Annotated in this window: 20 protein-coding genes and 2 pseudogenes; 12 read left to right on the forward strand and 10 right to left on the reverse strand. The window is 55.4% G+C overall.

Annotated elements, in window-relative coordinates; all coding sequences use genetic code 11:
* Nucleotides 1-31: 31 nt before the first annotated feature.
* From KTE_RS44740 to KTE_RS44755, 4 genes are all read right to left on the reverse strand, one after another.
* Nucleotides 32-889 (reverse strand): amidohydrolase, encoded by an 858-nt coding sequence (locus KTE_RS44740; RefSeq protein WP_201393714.1) that lies wholly within the window; start codon nucleotides 887-889, stop codon nucleotides 32-34.
* Nucleotides 882-1,814 (reverse strand): aldo/keto reductase, encoded by a 933-nt coding sequence (locus KTE_RS44745; protein WP_201393715.1) that lies wholly within the window; start codon nucleotides 1,812-1,814, stop codon nucleotides 882-884. Before KTE_RS44745 ends, KTE_RS44740 begins: the two co-directional genes overlap by 8 nt.
* Before the next feature lie 65 nt (nucleotides 1,815-1,879).
* Entirely contained in the window at nucleotides 1,880-2,656 is a 777-nt protein-coding gene (locus KTE_RS44750) for an SDR family NAD(P)-dependent oxidoreductase (protein ID WP_201393717.1), read from the reverse strand.
* A gap of 12 nt (nucleotides 2,657-2,668) precedes the next feature.
* Nucleotides 2,669-3,415: a FadR/GntR family transcriptional regulator gene (locus KTE_RS44755; RefSeq protein WP_201393719.1), complete on the reverse strand. Its 747-nt coding sequence runs from the start codon at nucleotides 3,413-3,415 to the stop codon at nucleotides 2,669-2,671.
* Nucleotides 3,416-3,820: 405 nt separating this feature from the next.
* On the opposite strand from KTE_RS44755, the gene KTE_RS44760 reads away from it, so the two are divergent.
* The 9 genes and pseudogenes from KTE_RS44760 (at nucleotide 3,821) to KTE_RS44800 (ending at nucleotide 12,884) form a co-directional block, all read left to right on the forward strand.
* Nucleotides 3,821-5,122: an L-fuconate dehydratase gene (locus KTE_RS44760; RefSeq protein ID WP_201393721.1), complete on the forward strand. Its 1,302-nt coding sequence runs from the start codon at nucleotides 3,821-3,823 to the stop codon at nucleotides 5,120-5,122.
* Between the two features lie 166 nt (nucleotides 5,123-5,288).
* On the forward strand, nucleotides 5,289-6,614 hold the full coding sequence (locus tag KTE_RS44765; RefSeq protein WP_201393723.1) for an alpha-L-fucosidase: 1,326 nt from the start codon (nucleotides 5,289-5,291) through the stop codon (nucleotides 6,612-6,614).
* Nucleotides 6,615-6,779: 165 nt separating this feature from the next.
* Nucleotides 6,780-7,538, forward strand: coding sequence for a hypothetical protein (locus tag KTE_RS44770; RefSeq protein WP_201393725.1), 759 nt, complete (start codon nucleotides 6,780-6,782; stop codon nucleotides 7,536-7,538).
* A gap of 131 nt (nucleotides 7,539-7,669) precedes the next feature.
* Complete coding sequence (locus KTE_RS44775) at nucleotides 7,670-8,182, forward strand: response regulator transcription factor (protein ID WP_236601006.1); 513 nt, start codon at nucleotides 7,670-7,672, stop codon at nucleotides 8,180-8,182.
* Between the two features lie 113 nt (nucleotides 8,183-8,295).
* Nucleotides 8,296-8,511: a hypothetical protein gene (locus tag KTE_RS44780; RefSeq protein ID WP_201391282.1), complete on the forward strand. Its 216-nt coding sequence runs from the start codon at nucleotides 8,296-8,298 to the stop codon at nucleotides 8,509-8,511.
* A 378-nt stretch (nucleotides 8,512-8,889) separates the two neighbouring features.
* Nucleotides 8,890-9,219 carry a PadR family transcriptional regulator gene (locus KTE_RS44785; protein ID WP_201393728.1) on the forward strand — a complete coding sequence of 110 codons (330 nt, stop codon included), beginning with the start codon at nucleotides 8,890-8,892 and terminating at the stop codon, nucleotides 9,217-9,219.
* Nucleotides 9,220-9,247: 28 nt separating this feature from the next.
* Nucleotides 9,248-10,116: pseudogene (locus tag KTE_RS50355) on the forward strand (pentapeptide repeat-containing protein).
* A 168-nt stretch (nucleotides 10,117-10,284) separates the two neighbouring features.
* Nucleotides 10,285-11,655, forward strand: a complete 1,371-nt coding sequence (locus tag KTE_RS44795; RefSeq protein WP_201393730.1) for an MFS transporter — start codon at nucleotides 10,285-10,287, stop codon at nucleotides 11,653-11,655.
* Between the two features lie 53 nt (nucleotides 11,656-11,708).
* The gene (locus KTE_RS44800) at nucleotides 11,709-12,884 is read left to right on the forward strand and encodes a cytochrome P450 (RefSeq protein ID WP_201393732.1); all 1,176 of its coding nucleotides are present in this window, start codon (nucleotides 11,709-11,711) and stop codon (nucleotides 12,882-12,884) included.
* 307 nt (nucleotides 12,885-13,191) lie between these two features.
* On the opposite strand, the gene KTE_RS44805 is transcribed toward KTE_RS44800, so the two are convergent.
* Complete coding sequence (locus tag KTE_RS44805) at nucleotides 13,192-14,547, reverse strand: transposase (RefSeq protein WP_201393733.1); 1,356 nt, start codon at nucleotides 14,545-14,547, stop codon at nucleotides 13,192-13,194.
* A gap of 113 nt (nucleotides 14,548-14,660) precedes the next feature.
* Here KTE_RS44805 and KTE_RS44810 point away from each other — a divergent pair, with 113 nt between their 5' ends.
* Nucleotides 14,661-15,680, forward strand: coding sequence for a pentapeptide repeat-containing protein (locus tag KTE_RS44810; RefSeq protein ID WP_201393734.1), 1,020 nt, complete (start codon nucleotides 14,661-14,663; stop codon nucleotides 15,678-15,680).
* A 584-nt stretch (nucleotides 15,681-16,264) separates the two neighbouring features.
* Here the strand turns inward: KTE_RS44810 and KTE_RS44815 are convergent.
* Nucleotides 16,265-18,247 (reverse strand): aldo/keto reductase, encoded by a 1,983-nt coding sequence (locus KTE_RS44815; protein ID WP_201393735.1) that lies wholly within the window; start codon nucleotides 18,245-18,247, stop codon nucleotides 16,265-16,267.
* 361 nt (nucleotides 18,248-18,608) lie between these two features.
* Between KTE_RS44815 and KTE_RS44820 the strand changes: the two genes are divergently transcribed.
* Entirely contained in the window at nucleotides 18,609-19,883 is a 1,275-nt protein-coding gene (locus KTE_RS44820) for a Bcr/CflA family multidrug efflux MFS transporter (protein WP_201393736.1), read from the forward strand.
* Between the two features lie 208 nt (nucleotides 19,884-20,091).
* On the opposite strand, the gene KTE_RS44825 is transcribed toward KTE_RS44820, so the two are convergent.
* From KTE_RS44825 to KTE_RS44840, 4 genes and pseudogenes are all read right to left on the reverse strand, one after another.
* Nucleotides 20,092-20,856: an HAD-IIA family hydrolase gene (locus KTE_RS44825; protein ID WP_201393737.1), complete on the reverse strand. Its 765-nt coding sequence runs from the start codon at nucleotides 20,854-20,856 to the stop codon at nucleotides 20,092-20,094.
* A 220-nt stretch (nucleotides 20,857-21,076) separates the two neighbouring features.
* Nucleotides 21,077-22,096, reverse strand: coding sequence for a phosphogluconate dehydrogenase (NAD(+)-dependent, decarboxylating) (gnd, locus tag KTE_RS44830; RefSeq protein ID WP_201393738.1), 1,020 nt, complete (start codon nucleotides 22,094-22,096; stop codon nucleotides 21,077-21,079).
* 574 nt (nucleotides 22,097-22,670) lie between these two features.
* Nucleotides 22,671-22,904, reverse strand: a pseudogene (locus KTE_RS48605) (IS5/IS1182 family transposase); the annotation flags it as partial.
* Nucleotides 22,905-23,249: 345 nt separating this feature from the next.
* A complete protein-coding gene (locus tag KTE_RS44840; protein ID WP_201393742.1) occupies nucleotides 23,250-24,224 on the reverse strand; it encodes a zinc-binding dehydrogenase in 975 nt (324 codons plus the stop codon).
* A gap of 198 nt (nucleotides 24,225-24,422) precedes the next feature.
* Here KTE_RS44840 and KTE_RS44845 point away from each other — a divergent pair, with 198 nt between their 5' ends.
* Nucleotides 24,423-25,013 (forward strand): TetR/AcrR family transcriptional regulator, encoded by a 591-nt coding sequence (locus KTE_RS44845; RefSeq protein ID WP_201393744.1) that lies wholly within the window; start codon nucleotides 24,423-24,425, stop codon nucleotides 25,011-25,013.
* The last annotated feature ends 28 nt before the right edge of the window (nucleotides 25,014-25,041 follow it).

Raw genomic sequence — 25,041 nt, forward strand, 5'->3', positions numbered from 1 at the left:
GCTCACATTGCATCCTATTTACCAGCGGGGTTCAGGCCTCCAGGCGATACCAGTGGCGGGCGTTGGCGCGCCAGAGCTTCTCGCGGGCCATGGTCGAGAGCTCGCTTGTCAGGGCATCGAGGGTCTCGACCCAGCGCTTATAGGAGCTTGCCAGGAGCATGACTGGCCAGTCGCTGCCAAATAAGACGCGCTCTTCACCAAATGCGTTGAGGGCATCGTGTATGTAGGGTTTGATATCATCGGGCTTCCAGGTGCTGTGGTTGGCCTCGGTTACCACGCCGCTGATCTTGCAGGCCACGTTGGGGTGCCGCGCAAGCTCGTTTAGTTGCTTACACCATGGTTCGCGTTCTCCTCTGGCAATGGCGGGCTTCCCCAGGTGGTCGAGGATAAAGCGCACCTGGGGACAGCGCTCCACCAGCTGGATGACCTCTGGAAGCTGCTCATGACGAATGCAGAGGTCGAATGAGAAGTTATAGTCTGCCAGGAGCTGAACCCCTTCGAGAAAGCTCGGCGAGAGGCAGAAGCCGAGGGCTTCGCCCTGAACGTTGCGCCGCACACCCTTGATCAAGGGGCCAAGCGTGGTAAGGGCCTGTAAGTGTTGCGTGGTTCCTGCTCCAAGTTCGAGGGGAGCAGCGGCTACAATTCCTTGCAGCCGCTTATCCTGTTGTGCCAGCTCTACTATCCAGGAGGCCTCGGCGAGTGCCTGGGCTGGCTCAACCCCTGTCTCGACGAAGACAAAGGCCTCTACCGCTTGTATGCTGGTAGCCTGGGTAAATTCAGCGAGGCCATAGTCCTGGTCAAGCGTGGCGTCCCCTGCCAGCCAGGAACGTTCAAACTGGTCACGTTGCCAGAGGTGGACATGGGTGTCTATGAGGGCGAAATCAGGCATGGGTGACATCCTTTACCTTCAGCCAGAGTTCTTCTGGAATGGAATACAGGGCCAGGGCCAACGTCTGCTCCAGGCGTTCGGGTTTAGAGATACCGACGATAGTGGAGGTAATGCGTGGGTCGCGCAGGGAGAACTGGAGTGCCAGCGCCGCCAGCGGCACCTCATATTCCTGGCAGAGTTTTTCGAGGGCGAATGCCTGCTTGAGCATGTCTTCTGATGCCTGCCCATACATATAGCGTGGGTAGGCTGAAGGTCCTTTGGCCAGGATACCTGAGCCATAGGGGGCGGCATTGACGGCGGCGACTCCATGTGCCTGGCAGACGTCCCAGAAGGGTGAGGCCTCTCGCTCCAGCAGGGTGTAGCGGTTGTGCGAGATCGCGACGCTGAAGAGGTCGGTCTCCACAAAGCGGGTCATCATGTCGATGGGGCCGCCCGCGATACCAATATGTTCGATTACCCCCTCGGCCTGAAGCTGGCGCATAACCTCGACGGGGCCGCCAGGGGCCATGGACTTTTCAAAGCCGATATGTTCTGGATCATGTAGATAGCAGAGTTGTAGGCGCTCCACGCCAAGCAGACGTAGGCTACGCTCCACGCTACGGCGTATCTGTGCTCCGCTGAAATCACCTGTGGTCAGGTCACGATCAGACTTACTGGCGAGCACAAAACCAGCAGGCAAGCCGCCAAGCTCGCGCAGGACGAGGCCAATGCGGCGCTCGCTCTCGCCATCACCATATGAAGCGGCGGTATCGACAAATGGAATGGGGCCGGCGAAGATGGCGCGAATAGTGGTGAGGGCCTGTTCCTCGCTTACGGAATAGTCGAAGGTTTCGGGCATATTACCCAGTTCGGCGCAGCCAATGCAGAGCGCGGGTACCTGTAAACCTGTTTTTCCCAGTGGACGTAGTGTAAGCGCGTTTCCCATGGTGCCTCCTATGAATGCAGCGTGCAAAACAATATTAGCCATTTGATGGCATAAATATATAGTAACTACTTGGCAGTCCAGCCGCCATCAATGACCAGGGCGCTTCCGGTGACGAAGGCTGCCTCCTCTGAGGCCAGGTAGAGCGCGGCGGAGGCGATTTCATCTGGGCGTCCCATGCGTCCAATTGGTTGGCGCGCGTGGAGCGACTGGCGTACCTCATCCTCGCGTCCGGGGAAGTTGCGTTGGAGATAGCCTTCTACGAAGGGCGAATGGACGGTGCCGGGACAAATAGCGTTACAACGAATGCCTTGTTGCACGAAGTCAACGGCGATACTGCGGGTCAGAGAAAGCACCGCGCCCTTGCTTGCCGAGTAGGGAAGGCGCTGTTCAACGCCTATCTGGGCCGCGACCGAGGAGATATTAATGATCGTGCCGCCCTTTGGCTCCTGCTTGAGCATCTGGCGCACCGCCTCACGCGCACAGCGGAAGACGCCCCCCGCGTTGACATTCATCACGCGCTCCCAATCCTCGTCGCTAGTCTCCAGAATCGTACCCACATGACTGATGCCCGCGTTATTAACGGCGATATCGATACGACCATACTGCCTGGCAATAGCCGCGAATGCCTCCTGTACCTGGGAAGTGTTGGCCACATCTAGCTCCTGTGGCTGAGCCTGCCCGCCCTCGGCCTTAATCTCCGCCGCGACCCGCTCAGCAGCATCCAGGCGGAGATCAGCGATGATGACCTGCGCGCCCTGTTTGGCGAACAAGCGCGCAATGGCCTCGCCAATGCCAGAACCTGCCCCTGTAATAAAGGCGACTTTATTGTGTAGCGAAAACATCCTTGCCTCCTCTTAGTTCGCATGCTGGTCATTCAGCAGGCGGCGTTTGACCTCCTGGCGATAGGCCTGGTAGACGGAATCAATGTGCTGCTGCATGGCGTGAGCTGCCTCTTCTCCCTGGCCGTTACGTAAGGCCTCAAAGACCGCTATATGCTGCTGTGCAGACTCGCGTAAAGAGCCAGGATAGCCGCCTACCGCCAGTTTGACGGCCCAGCGCTGTAAGCTAATAACATTCTTGATCGTTTCGATGAAGAAGGGATTATGTGTGGCCTGGGCGATGGCCTGGTGGAACTGGTTATCGCTGAGAATAAACGCATCGAGTTGCTCTCCTTCAGCGGCCCGCCAGTTCGCGGCGATCAGGCGCTCCAGTTCGCGGAGTTCAGCCAGGGTAATATGTGTAGCAGCCAGGCGCGTAGTAAGCATCTCTTGTTGGCCGCGAAACTCGAAAAGCGCCTGTACCTGGTCTGGTTCGACAGCGAGTGAGAGGTGCAGGGTACCAGGGGTCTGGCCCGCGACATACACACCAAAGCCCTTGCGTACCCCGACCAGGCCTGTGGCTGTGAGATATTTGACCGCCTCACGGACCACGCTACGGCTCACACCGAAGCGCTCGCCCAGGGCCTGCTCCGTAGGTAGGCGCTCGCCAGGTTTGAGCCTGGAGGCCACAATAAAATCAATGATATGCTCCGCAACCTGTTGATATTGGGGGCGATAGGCTGTCTCCAGCCCTGGCCCTCCAGCATTCTCTTCTGCTAGCACGTCGCTGCTCCTCACCCGCTATAGCAAACAGCTATGTCAGTTCAGTCTCGATGCAATGTATGCTCCATACAGCCATCGCTAAGTCTGACTTATAGTATTGGTAATGACAGATATATTGAAATAAGTATAACATACATGGCGAGATTTGCTAAGTGGATAATGAATACCCTCTGTGCCATTTTGCGCACTTGACAGTCCAGAATGAGCATGGTATACCCTTTTATGTGCCCTAAAAAAGGAGCATAAGGCCGTGAGATACAAAAACCAGGGTTTTACCCTGGCCTGGCTCTAGTAAGCAAGTACGCTTTGTGTGTAGAAACTAGTAGAAATATATCATACTTACTTTTGGCTTCTTGTCTGTAACATACTATCTGTTAGATTTCGCGTTTATAAGGAGTGTGCGCTTTGGCAGTAAAGATCACAGCTATTCAGGTTCACGATGTGCGTTTTCCCACTTCGCGGAGCCTGGATGGCTCAGATGCAATGAACAAAGATCCCGACTACTCGGCTGCTTATGTTGTGTTGCGCACCGATGAACCCACAGGTCTGGAGGGCCATGGGATGACCTTCACCATTGGCCGAGGTACCGAGGTCGTGGTGGCCGCGATCCAGGCCCTTGCTTACCTGGTAGAAGGGCATGCACTGGAAGAGTTCACTGCCGATATGGGGGCCTTCTGGCGCTCTATTACGGGTGACAGCCAGTTGCGTTGGATCGGGCCAGAGAAGGGGGTTATTCACCTGGCGACCGCCGCGCTGGTCAATGCGGTCTGGGATTTGTGGGCCAAGGTCGAGGGAAAACCGCTCTGGAAGCTGGTCGCGGATATGACGCCCGAAGAACTGGTACGCTGCATTGATTTTCGCTATATTACCGATCTTTTAACGCCTGAAGAGGCGCTTGAATTGTTGCAGCACCAGGCCCCAGGGAAGGCGGAGCGCGAGGCCGAGTTGCTGCGTAAGGGCTATCCCGCCTACACCACCTCTGCAGGCTGGTCAGGATATAGCGATGAGCATATGCGCAATCTATGCCGCACCGCTCTGGCGGAGGGCTGGACACGCTTTAAGCTCAAGGTTGGCGTAAGTCCCGAGGACGACGCTCGGCGGGCGCGCATCATGCGCGAAGAGATTGGCCCGCAGAACCTTCTAATGATGGATGCGAATCAGGTCTGGGAGGTAGACGAAGCTATAGAGCATATGCGGGACCTGGCACAATTCCAACCCTGGTGGATCGAGGAGCCGACCAGCCCGGACGATATTCTAGGGCATGCCAGGATCGCCCAGGCGCTCGCACCCATCCATGTCGCGACAGGCGAGCATGTACAGAATCGCATCGTTTTCAAGCAACTGCTACAGGCTGGCGCGATTGGCGTCTGCCAGATTGATGCCTGTCGGCTCGGTGGGGTCAATGAAGTACTGGCTGTGCTCTTGATGGCGGCCAAATGTGGAGTCGCGGTCTGTCCACACGCGGGCGGCGTAGGGTTGTGTGAATATGTGCAGCACCTAGCCATGCTTGATTATATCGCTATCAGCGGCACTGTAGAGCAGCGAATGCTGGAATATGCCGCGCACCTGCATGAGCACTTTTTGTACCCCGTTCGCCTGCAAGGTGGACACTATCTCGTCCCCACTGAGCCGGGCTACAGCATCGAGATGCGCCCAGAGTCATTACAAGAGTATCGTTATCCATCTGGTCCTGCCTGGGCCAGGTAACAGGTGGATAACCTTTGAAGTGGCGCATCTCGAAGAAAGTGACTGTAGGGTCCATGCTTGCATGGACTCCACCGTCCTCACATTGAGACTCAATCGCGGGAAATTGCTGCGCTTAATAAGTCCATGCAAGCATGGACCCTACATATCAATTGAGTGGAGGGAATCGATGACTACCATAGATGCGAATATCAATCAGGCAGTCGTACCGGAGCGCGCACGCTGGTTTACGCATGACCGTTTTGGCCTCTTTATTCACTGGGGCATCTACTCAGCGATTGCACGCTATGGGCGTGGGGGACTGGCAGAGTGGTCTAAGAGCATGGACCAGATCAGCGAGGAGGAATACCAGACCTATTTCGAGACCTTCGATCCTGATCTCTACAATCCTGTCACGTGGGCAAAGATCGCGAAGGCGGCGGGCATGAAGTACGCCGTCATCACGACCAAGCATCACGATGGCTTCTGCCTGTGGGATACGCAACTGACGGATTATAAGGCTACCAACACACCAGCCGGTCGCGATTTAATCCGTGAGTGGGTAGAGGCTTTTCGTGCTGAGGGCCTGCGCGTGGGTTTCTATTATTCGCTTATCGACTGGCATCATCCTCACTTTCCCCTGGACGGTTTTCACCCCAGGCGCGAAGACCAGGCAGTGAGGGCGGAATCAAGGGATATAAGTATCTATCTGGAGTATCTCAGGGGTCAGGTGCGCGAGTTGTTGACGAACTATGGCCCAATTGATGTTATGTGGTTTGACTTCTCCTATCCCGAGAGTGATTGGGGTTGGGCTAAAGGCAAGGGGCGCGATGACTGGCAATCTGAGCAACTGCTGGAACTGGTGCGCCAGCTAAGGCCCGATATCCTGCTGAACAATCGCCTCGACCTGCCCGCGGCGGCTGATTTTGTCACCCCTGAACAGGTGCAGCCGCGAGGCTGGATCGAGGTCGATGGGCGCCGCGTCACCTGGGAAGCCTGCCAGACGATCACCAGTAGCTGGGGCTATGACCGCGACAATCTGGACTGGAAGTCGCCTGACTTGCTTATACGTCTGCTTATCGACGCCGTTTCGAAGGGCGGCAATATGCTCTTGAACACCGGTCCCACGGCTCGTGGCGAGATTGATCCACGCTCCCAGGTGATTCTAGGAGAGCTGGGAGCATGGATGAAGCGCCATGGACCAGCGATCTATGGCGCGAGCGCCAGTTCGTTTGCCGCACCTCCCGATTGTCGCCTGACCCAACGTGGCGACCGCCTGTATGTGCATCTCTTCTCCTGGCCCATGACCCACCTCTTTTTAGAAGGTCTGGCAGGCAAAGTCCGCTTCGCCCGCTTCCTGCACGATGGATCGCGCATCCGTTTTCACGATGGAACACTCGCCGGTAGTCATACCACCCCTTCTGGCGTGACGTCCGATGTGTTGACGCTGGAGCTTCCTAGCCAGCGCCCCGATGTGCTCATTCCCGTGATTGAGCTATATCTGCGCGAAGAATAAAACTCATTAAAAAATGCATGGAGCGACCGACATACACTGGTCGCTCCATACATTTTTTAATGAGTTTTATAGATGGTGTTATTTTTTGTTTCTCTTTCGTTTCTACAAGTGTTGAAATATACATACCGATTCTGGTTGTGGGAAAATGTTGGAAGGGAATATTTCATGAGAATTACTGATCTTATCGCGACCCTGGCGGGGGTCATATCTATTGTCTCGGCCGCCGCTGGCGTCACACAGTTTCTGGTAAACAATAGCCGGAATAAGGGCTTGCAGCAGCGTAAGAGCCTGATCATGCATTGTGTGTTTACGGCTATGCTGACAGTTGCCTTTGTGATGAGTGGGGTCGCGGTCTATGCCTTATTTCTGCACCCTCAGGTGACGGTGAACAACCGGGCATCTATCGCACTTCCAGGCTTGCCAGGACATACTCCTTCGCCTGTAGTAACTGTGATCCAGGAAAATAAGTTCGCCGAAACCTCCATGGTCACAGTGACGCCTACTACATCGCCAACGGCGGGGAGTGATGATATACCCAAAACCTACAGCTTTAACCGCTCGCTGACCTGCCTCACCTCTTGCCAGTCACAATTGGCTTTGACGCTAATAAAGGTCGTTGTGGATCTGGCTCAACAGAATACTACCTGGTATTTTACAGTAGCCAATAATGGGGCCACCGCCTGTAGTAGTATGTATGCGAGCATGATTATTCAGGACGGAGCGGGTCAGAAGTTGTCAGGAGGTCCTCCAGGAACATTGACGCAGCATGGCCTCTCACTCGATGCTGGTCAGACGCAGGAGCGAGACACAACGGTGTCCCTGGTGCCAAAGTCTGGTACATCCTACCTGCTCAAAGTCTCGCCCTCGTGTGAGCCAGTCGCAAAGAACGCAACTTACCTGGTTGAAACACTGACCTTTAACTGATGTTACTGAGTAATAGAGTCTAGTGGTAGTAAGCGCGAAGAGTGGTCAGATTTTAGGACGACGAGTGATCAATCGACGCGAAGAGTGAGCAGCCTCTCAACCATTGACTGCTTGAGAAGCTGCTCCCCATCTTGCTTTTTCCAGCAACATTTTGTTGCTGGCTCGCCTCCCCTTCGCTATACTCACCCTGTTGGGGAGTTGGGGATGACATTCATGCCGGTGGAGAGACCGCTCAGGCTCAGGATGTGCTCTCAGAATGGGAGATGCATACGCACATCCCCTGGTCTGTGAGAGTAATACGCGTCTGCCGGGCACGACTCCAACTGGCCGCTGGGGATCTGTCAGCGGTCGAGCAATGGGCGCAGGAACAGGATCAGGCATTCAGCTCCCCAACTCCCGAGCAGAAGGAAGCATCTCTACTCCTGTTCCAGCAGGAAGAAGCCCTGCTCCTGGAGCTACTCAGCGAGCAGGAGCAAGGGGTCCTGCGTCTGCTGATCGTGGGGCGTTCGAACCCGGAGATTGCGCGTGAACTGGTGATCTCAGTCAATACCGTGGAAACCCATATCCAGGGTCTCTACCGAAAACTCAACGTTCACAATCGTATTGAAGCCAGTGAGGTAGCGCGACGTCTGGCATTCCTCTGATGTGTTCCTCTTTTCCACTCACCCACTTGTAATCACCTTCCTGGGTGAAGGCAACTCACCCAGTGGCGTTCTATACTCCAAATATCCTGAACGAAGGGAGGAAGGCGCTAAATATGCGATGCCGCATCTGGATCAAAGGACACCTGGACCCATCCTGGCAAGAATGGTTCGAGAATCTGGAGATTCTCCCCGAAGTATCTGGCAGAACGGTGCTGTGTGGATCCCTGGTCGATCAAGCGGCACTCTATCGGGTTCTGCTCAAAATTCGCAGTCTCGGCTTAGTCCTGGTTTCCCTGGATACAGATGAGCTACCTTCGGTCCAGGGGTAGCGCTAGTGTATCCAGGGGCAGCGTAGCGGGCAAGACAAGCATCTATCACTCTTTCTGCTCAAAAATGGGCTGGTGTTTCTCTCTAGGATGAGTCATGCTCCACGATCAGCGATGATGAGCCAGAGGAGAGTCCCAGCGTCATGGGAACCAGGCTTCCTCGTTGTCTACGAGGCAAAAGTTGCGGAGGTCTTGCCAGAACTGGAAGCCGCAAAGTGGCGCTCGTTTTCCCAATAGGTCTTTGCCCTTGCCCTCTGCCATCCGCATCCAGGGAGGTCAACAAAGAACGGAGATCTGGTTTATTCAACAAAGTATCATCATTGAAATAGTATATTGACAAACATAGTACTATGCTGTATAATCCAACTACGAGGTGATGATATGAGTGAAAACAAACTGACTTCCGACCTGCTGCGCGGACATACCGATACGATGATTGTACGGCTCGTATCGGAAGCTGACCGCTACGGCTACGAGATTGTCAAGCTGATTGCTGAGCGCTCGGGTGGGGACTATGAATTAAAGGAAGCCACGATGTACTCCAGCGTCCGGCGGCTTGAGATGGACGGTGATATCGAATGGTATTGGGGCGATGAATCTCAGGGCGGAAGGAGGAAATACTTCCGAATTACGGAAAAAGGGAAAGCAACCTACGATCGCAACAAACGCAACTGGGAGTACGCCAAGAGCGTGCTTGAGAACTTCTTGTAAGAACTTCTTGTAAAGGAAAGGTATTGTTATGAGTGAGAAATTGGCCAACTATGTCAACAGCGTGTTTGCTCCCTACGATGGGGTCAAAAGCGCGACCGAATTGAAGGCTGATCTGCTCTCCGATTTACAGGAGCGCTTCCGTGAGCTCAAAGCCGAGGGCAAGGATGATGACACCGCCTTTGACTTGACCATTGAGAGTATCGGCGACATTGAGCACACCGTCCGGGAGGTCGCCAACCTCTCCCGCTCGCTGCAGCGGCAGGTGTCCATCAACTTGAGTGCGAGCCATCTGCCTCAGAGCGACTTCGCGGGCGTGACCGCGCATCAAGGCAATTTTAAAAGTAGCGCGTTACGCGGCTCTGACTTTACGGGCGCCGACCTCACTGGGAGCTCGTTCCGGGGAGTGACGTCCGTGAAGCCAATTTTGCGGGCGCCAATCTGACCGATTGCGACTTCTCCACCCTTGATCTGGCGGAGGCGAACTTCCGTGACGCCATCCTTGTGCGCACCAACTTCAGCACATCGTGGCTGGTCGGAGCACAATTCATCGGCGTCACGCTCACGGATATCAACTTCGCGAAGACCGACCTGAGAAAAACGACCTTTGAACGCTGTACCTTTCTCGGTGTGGACTTCACCTCTTCGGATCTGAGCGGACTGCGCTTTGATGGGCAGACCTTTCAGGGTGTCAGGTTTGACGAGGCGGGACTCAAGGACACGTCGTTTCGGGGCGCGACCCTCAAAAAGGTGTCGTTCCGCTCGGCGTCTCTGTGGTCGAAGAAATATTACCGGGCCCTCAAAACCATTTCCTTTGACGGCGCGATGATGGATAAGCTCACCTATGCCGCCCTCAAAGGCCTGGAGGTTGATCTCTCCAAGGTCACTGTTCTCTCATGAGAAGAAGACGATGCACAACATTTCCATCCAGGGAAACGATCTCCACAAATCATACAAGAAGCTCGATGTCTTACAAGGCGTACATTTCACCGTGGAAAGCGAACTATAAGCGATGTATCTGAGTTTTTCCAGGAAGAACGAGCAGAGAAGCAAGAATAAGGAATTATCATGCCAACTACTTTGAATCCAGAGGAATTCGCACCGGCTAGAACGCCGGAAATAGTGAAGCAGACAGGCGAAACGAGCACACACAATGGTTCGATGGAAAGCGCAACGCAGCCAGACACAGCCAAACCGGCTGCTGGAGGGATGATGCGGCTCTTCAAAGTGCCCAATTTTATGTTGCTCTTCGGCGGTCAGACCATCTCGACCTTCGGCGACGCGCTCTACATGGTGGCGCTGCCGTGGCTGATCCTGACCACGGGCGGCAGCGTGCAGGAGCTAGGCATTGTGCTGTCCGCGTACGGCATTCCCCGCGCGGTGTGCATGCTGGCGGGCGGCTGGCTCTCGGATCGCCTGCGCCCACGCCGGTTCATGTTGCTTGCTGATACGCTGCGCCTGCTGTTGATGGGAGTCCTGGCGGTGCTGGCCTTTGGTGGTCATCCTCTCCTCTGGCAACTCTGCGCCATCGCGGTGCCGCTGGGAGCCCTGGGAGGCGCATTCACACCCGCTTCCATGTCCATGGTGCCAGATATCCTGGACAAAGACGATCTGCAAGCTGGCAATGGACTGATGATGGCCTCGATGCAGGGCGCGAACTTGATCGGTTCCTCGGTTGCTGGCGTGATCGTCTCCGGGCTTACGTCGGCAGTGGCTCTAACTATCGACGCGGTCACCTTTCTCGTCTCGGCGGGCTCGCTCGCGCTGATGCGGGGGACAAAACACGCCACACATGATGGAAGCCAGACCGAAGCCAGTCAGGACCATCCACAAGCCAGCGCGCAGGCAGCGGGGGCACAGATCAGTTTCTGGGGGTATCTCAGCACCTCACGCTTGATTCAGATCGCCCTGCTCATGTTCATCGTGAGCAGCCTGGTGACAGGTGGGTTGATCGAGGTGGCGCTGCCCGCGCTGGTTCAGGGTCCCATGCATGGGAGCGCGAGCGGGTTTGGTTTCATCCTGGCGGGTTGGGGCGCGGGCGCGCTCATCGGGTCCATCCTCACTGGCATGGTGGGCAAATACAAACACAAAGGGCTGATTATCCTCCTGGGGGGAATGATCATAGCCACCATGTTTGCGCTGCTTCCGGTTGGAGGGGTGCTCGGAGCCGTGGCCTGTATGCTCATTGGCGGCATCGCCAGCAGTGGCTTCGCCGTCCTGTTCTTCACCGCGGTTCAAATGAACATTCCGGGCCATCTGATGGGGCGTGTCATGGGCTTGTTGATGTTCAGTTCATCTGGGCTCTATCCTGTCTCGACGGCCCTGGCTGGTGTCCTCGCCAACCATTTCGGTCCAGCCATCCTCTTCCCATTCTCTGGGCTTGTGCTGGCTGTGGTGATGCTGTTTGGGATGACGCAAAAAGTGATGCGAGAGCTCTAACGCTGAGCAAATCTGTTTGAGTACAAGATACGAAAAAGAGAAAGAAGAAGAATATGCAGACAAATTCCAAGAGAGCAGAATTCACTGCCTCGTATGACTGGTATCGCCAGATGCGTGAGACCCAGCCTATTTACCACGACCCGAACTCAGGCATATGGCACATCTTCCGCTACGACGATGTAGCTCGCTTGCTCAGTGAGCACGCGACCTTTTCTTCCGAGCAGAACCGCTTTGTGCCAGCCGAGTACCGCGATGTGAGTCCGATCAGTTCGAGCATTGTCCGCCTGGACCCGCCGCGCCATCACCAGTTGCGCCGTCTCGTCTCCCAGGCGTTCACGCCCCGCATGGTGGCTCACATGGAGGCGCGCATCCAGGAAATTACCAACGAACTGCTCGACCAGGTGCAGGCAGCAGGTAAGATGGATGTCATCAGGGATCTGGCCTATCCTCTGCCAATCACGGTCATCGCGGAGATGTTGGGGGTTCCTGCGGAGCGGCGTGAGGAGTTTAAGCAGTGGTCTGATGCCTTCAATTCGGGAGACAGTGAAGCAACCGAAGAGGATCAGCAGGCAGGCAAGCAGGCTGCTGCCAGCATGGTCGATTACTTCGGCCAGATCTTTGAGGAGCGACGAGCGCATCCCCAGGATGACCTGGTGAGCGCGTTGCTCATGGCGGAAGTAGATGGGGAGTACCTAAGCAACGAGGAATTGATTGGGTTCTGCGTGCTGCTGCTGGTCGCGGGCAACGAGACCACGACCAATCTGATTGGCAATACTATCCTCTGCCTCGATGAGCATCCCGGAAGTGTCGAACGTCTGCGCGCCAATCGCGACCTGGTGCCGGGTGCGCTTGAAGAGGCCCTGCGCTACTACTCGCCGATCAAACTGCAACCGCGCTGGGCCGCGACCGAGACGACCATTGGCGATCAGCGCATCGAAGCAGGTCAATTACTCTTTGCCTGGATCCCCTCAGCCAATCGTGATGAGGCTCAGTTTCCCAATGCCGATCAGTTCCTGATCGAGCGTGAGCCCAATCGACACCTGGGCTTCGGGCGTGGCATACATTTCTGTCTGGGCGCTCCCCTGGCGCGTTTGGAGGCCAAGATTGCGCTCAACACGATGCTCGACCGCCTGCCCGGCTCCTGGCAGGTGCCCGATGTGCCACTGTCTCCGATCACGAGCATGTCCACTTTTGGCGTGAAGAAGCTGCCCTTGATCTGGGAGAAGTAAGAGCACGTGAGTCCCGGCGAGCAGACTCCTCTCCGATGAGCGATGAGAGGAGCCTTCCTAAACGCTTCTCCACAGCCATCGGCGGGGTCAGCCAATGTGTTTGACTGCCGTTGTTGTGTTCTGTCGACGGTGTGTGGCGCTCGATGGTTGGCAATTCAATGCCAACCCTGAAGAGGCAGCCCGAGCTCCTTGTCTCCCGGACGAGTCGCCAAGCAAGTCTCATCCCGAGGCAGAGTGCTTTTTTCTGAGCTGAGAGAGGATATACTGAGCTAGACTTTATCCAAATGTTTCAAACAAATGGCACGGATTAAGCAACAAAAGCAAGCGTCTCCACGAAACGGTCGAAAAGGGCTCGTGGAATTTGTACAGTGTCGGAGTTTGAAGGCGACACCGAAAAATAGGCGGAGGGCCACAGATGCTGACGAACCAAAGCCAGCGTGTCCGAAAAGGTTGGCAACGATTTCCTGTACCAAGCTGCCTGCCGAACGGGAAAGACTTGCTCCTCCAGCAATTGCTGTGCAAAGACGGTGACAAGCGAGAACAAGCCCAACAACGCAGGCGTCGTGCGCAAGATGGCCAGATCCGACCACTGGCGTTGTGTCTCCACGCCCAAATGCGTACGAACCTCGTGAAAGGTGACCTCGACTGTCCAGCGCAAGACAAACCAGGAGACAATCTGAGCCGGATCCACCTGCTGATCCGTGCACAGCAAAGCCATGGGTTCGTATTGCCCTTTGGGGTCGCGAATGAGCACCCAGCGAATGGCGACAGGAGGAATGGGAGACTGATACCACAGAGCCGTCCCTGTGGCGATCTCCATCTCACGTGTCATCCCCCCATACCAGGGGAGCGTGCATTTCTGCCAAACGTTTTTTGGGTCATGCAAGCGCTCTGCCAGCTTGGGTTGTCGTTCCCCTTTGACGGCACGACGGCCTTTTTTGCCTGCTTTGCGCTCTGGAGCAGGTTCGTACAAACAGGCATCGAGGCGCAAACGCGTCACGAGGCAGGTGTTAGGCAGGCGGCAGATGTTGCGCAAAAACGCCAGCACCGCATAGGTCCCATCGGCCACGACAACCAGCTTTCTTCCAGGCAACCAACGCCTCACCTGCACGATCATTTGCCACGCCCAATCCGTGATGGTTTTGTGGCGCATCTGGCGTCCTTCATGGTAGCGCTCGGAGGGAGCCAGCACGCTCAAAAAGGGCAAGGCCCAAATCCGTTGCGCCCACGGGATGGGGGTCAAGAGCATCATGGAGATCCAACGCAGTCCATTCGTTTTCACAAAGAATTCTTTGCTCGAACGAACTGGATCACGATAGACGCCTCGTGCCGCAATCTTGCGACCGCGTCGGCGCTCAATGGTTTCGTCGATCCCCAGGATCACTGGCCCAGTTGCGGCAACAAACAGATGCACCAACACCACCAGCAGGCGGCGGCTCAGCTCCCGCGACGACCAGGTCGCACGACTGAGCACACGATGGTAGTTCTGAAAGTGCTTCTCATCAGCACATCCCATCACACGCAAGATGGCTGTGACGGTTCGCTCACCTGGAGCCAGGATGGCCCCAATCAGCAATACCTTGGCCCATTCCCACATCCGTTCGCTAAAAACGGTTTCAAAGTGGCGCAACACGTGTATAATCCTTGTAGGCAGCGTTTGCATCTCTCTTTTTTCCTTGGTAAGAATTTTGAGAGAAGCTTACCCTGCCTTTCGTTTTTTGTCTAGCGTTTGGATAAAGTCTACCTGAGAGAAAACCTCGGAGGCTAATTCTGATTATGAAACGTCTTTTTCATGTGGGTCAGGTCGTGTCTCATCCCTCGGCACTGGCTATTTTCTCTGGTTTGTTTGCTGCGATCATTGCCTTCCTCATCAATCTTCTCAGCGGAGGAAATACTTCAGGTCAAATTGTCACCGCGCTGGTCTTCGCAATGTTGCTCAGTCTGTGTCTCGCAGCCTGGCAAATGTACACGCAGGATCAGAGCGGGAAGCAATGGATGGCGATGATGCAGGAGATGGTCTTCCAGACCTACTTCCTCACGCTTCTCACCGAGAAGCCGGAGGTATCGCAGATTGCCCAGCAACGATTGGGTCAGGTCTTGAAATCTTTAGATGCCGAGCAGCAGCTAAGTATATTACATTTTTTCAGCCACAATGGCCTTCCTGTTACATTTATAGGCGATGCGCTGAGAGGGAGCAGAGCCCTTGTAGGAGCGGATCTGCATAAGATGGAACTGCCGAGCGTGCAACTGAACGATACGGATCTGAGTTCTGTGAATCTCAGCGGTGCCAATCTCAGCGATGCCAATCTCAGTGGTGTGGCGTTGTATCGTGCTAACCTCTCCGGGGCTAATTTACGCCAGGCGAGCATGAGAGCGTCTGACATGAGAGGTATAGATTTGCAGGGTGCCAATCTCACTGAAGCTGATCTCAGCGGATCTGCCCTGCTTGCAGACCAGGAGAAAACTCCTCATAACGCAAACCTGACACATGCCATTCTCACTCATGCGAAGTTACGAGGAGCCAGTCTCATAGACGCTGATCTCAGTGGCGCCAACTTGCGGAGCGCTGATCTCACGAAAGCGACGCTCAGCGGAGCAAATTTGCAGGGCGCCGATCTCACTGACGCTACCCTCACTGAGGTGACTTTCATCGGAGCAAATTTACAGGGTGCCGATCTCACTGGTGCGACTCTCACCTACGCACTGCTCGACGATGCTGATCTGCGGAACGCCAGAGTGACTGATGAGCAATTGCAGGCGATCAGTACTGGCAAGAACATGAAGAGAGAGGGCTAGAAAACACAAAAAAGATGTCACCCCAATCGTGAGCCCAACGACCAGGGTGACACCTAGACCAAATGGAGTAGCCACGTCCTGACTCTGTGAAAACTCCATCGACCCCCACCAATCGGACCGAGCCTCAACGGCTCGGTCCTTCTTCTTGAGATTGGCTGCTCTCACCATTGAAGGGACACGAGTCGCAACAAACCAAGGTTTTTGCTACTCTGCTATTCCCCTCAGCCTCGACTTGTTCTTGCGTCAAGGTGGTCAGCTCGGTACAAAAGGCGCTGATCTTCGAGCGCTGTGGTCGCAGAATGACGCTCTACTTGTTGCTTCTTTTTACTCAAGCGACAGCCAGTATAACCATCCGTATCCTTCCGACAAAAGTGATCTAAAGGACGCAATTTACAGTCTTCAAAAGCAGGATACCAGATGAGAGGCGGTTTTTCCAGGGACATCTGTATGATTGTTCACTCTTCGCGCCGGTTGTTCACTCTTCACCCAAAAATCTGTCAACTCTTTGCTTTTACTACCATCTAGAGCATGAAGCGGACATTGTGGCTGATTGCCACAATGTCCGCTTCATGCTCTAGACTCTATTACGCCTCAAGGTTGAGCCAGCGAACCTCCTCAGGTGTGAGGGTGATGTTCACGGCCTCGAACGAGGTGCGTGTCTCCGAGAGGGCACGTGGCCCGATCAGGGGGAAGGTTGGGAAGGGCTGGTTCAGCACGTAGGCCAGGGCCAGGGTGATTGGCTGAATGCCGCGCTCACGGGCCATCTGGTTGACGCGCTCCAGGCGTTGGAAGTTATCCTCGCTATACCAGCAGCGCACGAGCTCAGGATCGGAGTGATCCTCCGGTTTTGCGCGCCCGGTGAAGAAGCCGCGAGCCTGGCTGGACCAGGGCATCAAGGTCATATTGTGCTCCGTGAGCCAGGCACGAGAACTTGCATCTGAGGCCGAGATGCAGCCTGCCCACACGGGATCGATCATGCGCGCCAGGCTAAAGTTATTGCTGAGAGCGGAAAAGCCGGTCAGTCCATGTTCCGCGGCCCACTGGTTGGCCTCTTGCAGGCGCTCAATCGACCAGTTGGATGCGCCAAAGGCACGTATACGCCCAGCCTTCTTCTGCTCGTTGAGGACAGTGATAAAATCGCCTACAGGAATCTCGGGATTGTCGCGATGCATCATATAAATGTCGATGTAGTCTGTGTGCAGGCGTTCCAGGCTGATATCAAGCTGCTTGACGATCCATTCAGGCGTGCAGTATGGCGTGTGTGCGCCCTTGCCGAGGATGACCACCTGCTCGCGAATGCCGCGATTGGCGATCCACTGCCCCAGTAGCTTCTCGCAGGCGCCGCCGCCATAGATGAAGGCGGTATCGAAGCAGTTGCCGCCGCGCTCGAAGTAGTCGTCCAGCATAACTGAGGCATGCGGCCACTCGGTCTGGTTGTCCACACCCATGACCAGGCGGGAGACGGGTTTCTCCACGCCGGGCAGACTCCCATACTTCATGCTAGCATCCGAGCGGACACGCAGGGGACGCTGGCTTACCGTCAGGGTCTTACCCTCAGGTTTCTCCGCCTCATAGACGACACCGATGGCCTTGCGCCAGCGGTCAAGCGTCTGCATATTACCAAGTGTGTCCTCCCAGCTCATGGCAGGCGCTTGCAACTGCTCCAGGTAGGCGGCAACGGTATCGGCTTCGTTGCCATACAAGTCTACCTCGCTCTCAACGTCGATTCTCTCGCTCTGCCCATTTTTCTCTACGAGCAGATATGCCTGGCCGCGCTCGGGAAGCCATGGCGACTGGATGGTGATTGATCCCTTGCTGCCAAAGATGCGTACGTTGTTGTCTCCATTTACCTGGATGCCAGTGAAGAGCTGTGCCAGCACGCCACCTGGGAAGCTGAGTGAGGCCACGGTATATTCATCAATGCCTGTGGATCCAACCTGGCCCACGGCGCTCACCTGTGTGGGTTCGACGAAGTCTTTGCCGTTGGCGATGCCCGCGACCATGCGTGCCATCGAGACGCAGTAGCAGCCAACGTCGAGGATGCCGCCGCCTCCCAGCGCATTGTTGTAGAGTCGGCTCTCGGGATTAAAGCCCGCATTAAAGCTAAAGGTGGCCTGTATCACGCGAATATCGCCGATCGTTCCCTCCTGTAACAGTTCGCGCAGCTTCTGTGTTTGTGGGTGGCAGCGATACATAAAGGCCTCCATCAGGAAGACCTGGTGGCGCTGGGCCGCCTCCACGATAGCCATCGCCTCGGCATGGTTGAGTGCGATGGGCTTCTCACATAAAATATGCTTTCCGGCCTCCGCGGCGCGGATGGCCCATTGCGCATGCTGAGGATGCGGCGTGGCGATGTAGACCGCCTGAACCTGCTCGTCGGCCAGCAGCTCCTCGTAGCCGCTGTAGCAGCGCCCTACGCTCCATTGCGCGCCAAAGGCATCGGCTGCTTCCTGACTACGACTGCCAACGGCGACCAGTGTTCCCGTCTCTGAATTGGCCAGACCTTTGGCGAAGACACCAGCGATCCTGCCAGTACCCAAAATACCCCAGGCTAGTTTGCTACTCAAAATAGGTTCCTCCTTATTTATTCCTGTCTATACTATAGTCTACAATCTCAGGCTGCTTTCTGCCAGGGCTGGATACGCCTTTCTTGAGTTGACCTTTCGCGCCTACAGTGCTCAGGAGGGAATAGATGAGCGTGTGGCGCTAGCATACGCTCATCTATTCCCTCCTGAGGCGAGCTTGCGAGTGGGGAAAGGGGATGATAGACTTTATTTATCAGCTTCAATGGGTTAGCCGACGCTGCTAAAGCACGCGTCTACATATGGGACATGATATGTAGACGCGTGCTTTAGCAGCGTCGAGCCGCCCTCTCAAATATATGCATTTATTATTGATAATCCCCAGGTTGGAGGTAGGATGTCCGATATGGATACACAGTTTTCCTCTGCGCGTGGAGAGGAGGGTGGAAAGCAGGAGATATCTAAAGCACTGCAGGAGGATAAAGAGCTACCATATGTGCCCAGTGGGGCGCTGGTCGTCATTATTTTAGGGGCCTTGAGCGCGTTTGGACCGCTCTCGATGGATATGTATTTGCCCTCGCTACCTGCCCTGGCACATGACTTTAGTGCCAGTACCTCCCAGGTACAGATTACCCTGAGTACCTGCCTGCTGGGACTGGCGTCTGGTCAGCTTATCGCTGGCCCTATTAGTGACGCAGCTGGACGTCGACGCCCGCTCCTTATTGGTGTTGCGCTGTACGCGGTCGCCTCTCTCCTGTGCGTTGTCGCCCCCTCGGTATTTACGCTGGCAGTGCTGCGCTTTGTGCAGGGTCTTGCGGGCGCGGCTGGTATTGTTATCTCACGTGCTGTGGTGCGTGACCTGTATTCAGGGGTGGCGGCGGCGCGTTTCTTCTCGCTGCTCATGTTGGTGAATGGCCTGGCGCCCATTCTTGCCCCGATCATTGGTAGTCAGTTGTTGCGCTTTACCTCCTGGCGGGGCGTGTTTGTGACCCTGGCGATTATTGGCGTGATCCTCTTCTTGCTCTCCGCCTTTGGTCTCAAGGAGACGCATTCCGTGGAGCGACGCCAGACGGGTGGGCTTGCGGCAACACTCTCCGCCTTCCGCGTTTTGTGCTTTGATCGCCTCTTTATCGGTTATGCCCTGGCGGGTGGCCTCTCCTTCGCCGCTATGTTTGCCTATATCTCTGGCTCATCCTTTGTCTTGCAGGATATCTATGGAGTCTCGCCCCAACTCTTTGGGGTGCTCTTTGGTATCAATGCCCTGGGCATCGTCGTAGCCGGGCAGGTCAATGGCAGGCTCGTAGGTCGCGTCTCGGCGCGAGGGTTGCTTACATGCGGCTTGAGTTCGGTGGCCTTTGGCGGCCTCGCTCTGTTGCTCGTGGCCGTGAGTGGTGTAGGACTGGTTGGCATTCTCCCAGCGTTCTTTATCATCGTAGCCAGCCAGGGCCTGGTTATGCCCAACTCGGCTGCGCTGGGCCTGGCCGATCATCCACGTATCGCGGGTAGCGCGTCGGCCTTGCTGGGGATGTTGCAATACGCGATTGGGGCGCTGGTCGCGCCGCTGGTCGGCCTGGGCGGCGGCAAGACGGCTTTGCCCATGTCCCTGGTTATTGCCTTCTGTGGTGTGGCCTCGCTCAGCGTCTTTCTCCTGCTCTGCCGCACCCGCCAGCACCTCACCTGAGCCAAGTAGTCGCGTATACTAGTAGCGGGCCGGGTCTTTTAGTATACCAGGGATAGCACACGAATACATCGTCCTTCTGGGCGGTGTATTCTTTCTCATTCGCGCCTACCTCCAGGCCGCAAATGAGTTAGTTGTTCCTCAATCATAGATCTCGCCCGTAATAATGGAAGGGTTTGTGGCACTTGAAGTGCCACAAACCCTTCCATTATTAAATTTCGATGTCCGCGACGGAGTCGCGGATCCAGGTGGGGCGGTAGGGGAAGCGCTCGACCTGCTCGCGGGAGGTGACGCCGGTGAGGACTAAAATGGTACGCAGACCACTCTCAATGCCTGAGATCATATCTGTATCCATGCGGTCGCCAATCATGACGGTCTCCTCGGAATGGGCGTTGAGCTTGCGCAGAGCGGTGCGCATCATCAGTGGGTTGGGTTTACCGATGTAGTAGGGCTTGATGCCGGTAGCGGCGCTGATGAGGGCCGCCACGGCACCGGTAGCGGGGACGGTCCCGCCCTCGCCTGGTCCCATGGGATCGGGATTGGTCGCGATAAAGCGTGCGCCCTTCATGATGAAGCGGATGGCCTGGGTGATGCGTTGGAAGCTATAGGTCGTGGTCTCGCCAAGCACGACATACTCGGGGTCCTGGTCGGTGATGATATAGTCGATATCGTGCAGGGCCGTCGTCAAGCCGGACTCGCCGATGACATAGGCGCGTCCGCTGGGGCGCTGAGAGTGCAAGAACTGCGCCGTGGCAAGCGCGGATGTGAAGATAGATTCTTTAGGTACATCCAGGCCGATATAAGCCAGGCGTACCTGGAGGTCGCGAGGGGTATATTGTGAGTTATTGGTTAGAATCAGAAAGGGAATTTCCTGGTCACGCAGGCGCTTCACAAACTCCGCTGCGCCGGGAACAATCGTGGAGCCACGCACGAGCACCCCATCCATATCTGATAGATAATTCTTGACGCCTTCCATGTGCTTTCTGCCTTTCGCGCGAGCCAGGGATTAATGCATGAGATTAAGATAAGGACCGTGTATGCCTGGCTCCGCTTCTGTTCTCTTTCTTACATGCTACCATATCTATGTAGAGAATGTGCATCAGCTTTTTGTCGCGATAAAATAAAGATTGTTTTGTAGAAAAGGGGTGTGGGGCGGCCATCCGGCCGCCCCACACCCCTTTTCTACAAAACAATCTTTATTTAGATTCCTTCTCGTGGTGACCACCAAACTCGAAGCGCATGGCGGAGAGGATCTTGTTGCTATAGTCGCCCTCACCGCGGGAGCTGAAGCGCTCGAAGAGCGCGGCGCTGAGAACGTGCGCGGGCATGCCCTCGTCGATAGCGGCCTGCACCGTCCAGCGACCCTCGCCTGAGTCGGAGACGCGTCCCCCGAACTGTGAGAGGTTGGGATCTTTGAGTAGAGCGTGGGCTGTCAGGTCCAGCAGCCAGGAGCCAACCACGCTACCACGTCGCCAGAGCTCGGCGACTTCCGGAACGTCGATGTTGTACTGGTAGAAGCGAGGGTCTATAGGAGCGGTCTCGGCATCGATCTCGTGTGTATTCTTGCCGATGTTAGCCTTCTCCAGAATACCGAAACCCTCGGCGTATGCGGCCATGATGCCATATTCGATACCGTTATGGACCATCTTGACAAAGTGACCGGCGCCATGGGGACCACAGTGGAGATAGCCCTCCTCAGCGGTGCCACCCTTCTGACCGCGTTCCGGTGTAGGTGGCGCGGACTCTTTGCCAGGTGCCAGAGCCTTAAATATGGGATCAAGGTAGGCAACCGTTTCATCCTCGCCGCCAATCATCTGGCAGTAGCCACGCTCGAGGCCCCAGACACCGCCGCTGGTACCGCTATCCACATAATGGATACCATGCTTCTCAAGCATTTCGGCTCTGCGAATATCATCGCGATAGTAGGAGTTGCCGCCATCGACGATGATATCACCTTTATCTAGCAAGGGGACGAGTGTCTCCAGTGTAGCGTCGACTGAGGCCGCGGGTACCATAATCCATATGACGCGCCTTGGCTGAAGCTTGCCCACCAGGTCTTGTAGCGAAGTTGCACCATCGCTGATTGAACCATCCTGAATACGAGCCTGGACTGTTTCCTGGCGTCTGGCATAGCCGACACACTTGTGTCCAGCCCTCAAGAGGCGCTTAGCCATATTGGCTCCCATGCGCCCAATTCCAATCATTCCGATCTCCATCGAGATCTCCTTTCAACTGCACGGATTTATGTGTTTGTATGCAGGTTGCAAAGACATTATATCTCTTTATAACTCTTTGCTCTACACGCAATAGCCATTTTTCCTGTTTCATGCTGGGAAAAATGTGCATGCTAAAGTCAAGCTCAGACTACCCTTATAACCTGAGTAACAGAATCTGTTATGTTTTCTAGTCCCATGCGATTATTATAGGCGAGATCTCAAATAGCATAAGGATGTCCTCTAAGACCTCACCATAATAAACGCACTTCTCAAGAGGAGCTGTCAACACTACAAAACTATTTGACGACAGTGTTGACAGCAGTTAGCCCCAAAATGAGCTATTTTTGGCGGTTATTCTCCCCAAATTCTATCGATCTCGTTGCTTGTCTGCTCCTGCATTTCTGGTCTGAGACCATGTGAATTGAGGGTGAGTACATGTGTTTCATTAGGGTGCAGGGAGAGGGACGGTTCTGCCAGTTACGCCTCTTCTTGCTGCAACGTTTGCACCCAGCTTTCCACCGCTTGCAACATGCTCAAGACCAGACTCAATGCCTCTTCTCGCTGCCCAAGCTGATCCCATATAGGCTTGTAAAATCGTCGCCAGGGCTAGTTGTGCCGGAGCAATGGGCGGTTGACCTCGGGAACCAAGTGCATAGAGTGTCGCGAGTTCTTCCTGAAAGGCGTCATCAAATACCTCGTGGCGGTGATAGCGGAGAAAAACAAATAATTTCGCTCGTTTGATCCGTTCGATGATGGTTTGCTCCGCGCACGATGGTTCAACTGGAGGATGCCAGGGGAGAGGGCGCATGTGATGCTCCTTTACTCTTCTGAATGTCTGACAAACAGAGCTTGAGCCATTGAAGCTCAAGAATAGAAAGACGTGTTTTTGAGAGTCTGACAGCAACGTTCGCGCTACCCATCTGATGGTTCTCTGTTCGCCCGGCATTCTGCGCTTGCCTCCTCGAATGTCTGCCGAAAAATAATCGTTTTCGTGAGGATCGGGAGTTTCTCTCGGAGCAGCGGGAAAGACGTGCCAGATGTCAGGCAAAGAAAATGGTGGTGTTTTCGCATACCCAACAGACGGGCTGGAACGACTCACGTGCGAAATCTGTCACCAGACCCGCAACTCCGCGCGGGTCTGGTGACACACTCATCAAGGGATGAGTAGAACTTTGCCAGTGGTCTGGCGGGCTTCAATGGCTGTGTGAGCGTCGGCGGCACGCGAAAGCGGGTAGGTCGGGCCAATGACGGCTCTTAGTTTCCCGGTGGCTGCCTCAGCTAGCGCGGTCTCAGCGTTGATGTGCGTCTCTTGCGCAGGCTTGGCAAACGCGATAGCAAGAGGCGCGATGATGGTGATGCTCCGTGCAGCCAGTTCTCGGGTCTCGATCTTGGCCCAGGCTCCAGAAGAGAACCCATAGACCCCGAGCCTCCCGCTCCCTCTGGTCGTGGCCTCGAATGCCTGGTGTCCAATGGTTCCTCCAACCCCGTCGAGCACAAGATCGGCCCCTTTGCCGTTCGTAGCTTTGCGTACCTGCTCCACCCAGTCGTCTTTGCTGTAATCGATAGCGACGTCAGCTCCAAGCTGCGTGATCATGTCGAGCTTCTTCTTGCCGTACGCCGCGCCAATCACGGTTCCCGCGCCAGCGGCTCTGGCCTGTTGGATTAACTGCGAACCCAGGCTGCCCGCCGCCGCAGTGATCAATACCACTTCACCTGGGGTGATGTTGATCGCCTTAATCAGGCCAACAGCCGTCTGCCCCGACAGAAACACACCGACTGCCTGCTGTATGTCCAGCCCTGTCGGAATGGGGAAGACATCAGTTGCATCGACGACTGACAGCTCGGCATAGCCCCCACGATTGTTTTTGGTGCGTGCCACAACGAGCTTTCCTACGAGCGTCCGGTCTCCGTCTGGTCCGACCTCTCGCACCCGACCAGCAACCTCCAGTCCGGGCACCCACGGCAGCGGCAAGGGATACTTTCCAGAGCGGATGAGAGTGTCTCCAAAGCAGACTCCAGCCACCTGGACTTCAATAACGACCTGGCCGTGTCCTGCTTGAGGCTCTTCTGTCTCTTCGAGCCTCAAGACTTCTGGCGAGCCAAACTGATGAACTTGTACAACACGCATGCGCGTATCTCCTTTGTTTAGTACTCTTATATGTTCACTTGTTGGGACAAAGTGTCCTGATTTTTGACGAGTACCTCAATTTGTGACACAATGATCAAGAAAGGACGGAGTGTCCTCTTTCTCAAGTGTAGTCTGGCCGCAAGCTGGAAACAAGAAGCAATCTGGCAGATATGTCTTAGATAGGACAGGGAGCGGAAAATGTCTCAGAACTCCACCGACTTGCGTGCGAGACGCACGCGCAAGCTGCTGCGAGATGCCTTGCTGGAGTTGATCGAAGAACGCGGTTTTGACGCGCTGACCGTGGAAGAGTTGGCTGAGCGTGCCATGGTCAGTCGGTCTGCATTCTACCGCTATTATCAGGATAAATACGACCTGGCGGAGCAGATCTTTGAGGAAGCGATGAGCGCCTTGCTGAACGCGGTGGGAGAGATGGGGCCGGAACGTCCTCCTCAGGTCTGGGTGAAGTTCTTCGAGCATATCGCACATTACGAACGCTTCTATCGCGCGTTGCTCGGTAGGAAGGGAAGCCTCTGGTTTGTGAGGAAGATGCGCGCGCGTCTTTCTGACATGGTCAAAGAGCATGGGCGCGTTCCCAGCAGGCCGAATACTTCTGATCACCCCGTCTACACCTTCTCAGATGAGTTTGTGCCAGACCTGGTGTCCACCATGTTTGTCGAAGCCATCACCTGGTGGCTTGAGCAGGGAAGACCCTACACCCCTCAAGAGATTGCTACGCGCAGCGCTCTGCTTGCCTCTGCACTCTTCAAGGAAGCGAGCACCTGGCAATAACCGCTTGCTCACAAGAGCATCGAATCAG

Origin of the sequence: Ktedonobacter sp. SOSP1-85 (assembly GCF_016587415.1) — a bacterium.
GTDB lineage: Bacteria > Chloroflexota > Ktedonobacteria > Ktedonobacterales > Ktedonobacteraceae > Ktedonobacter.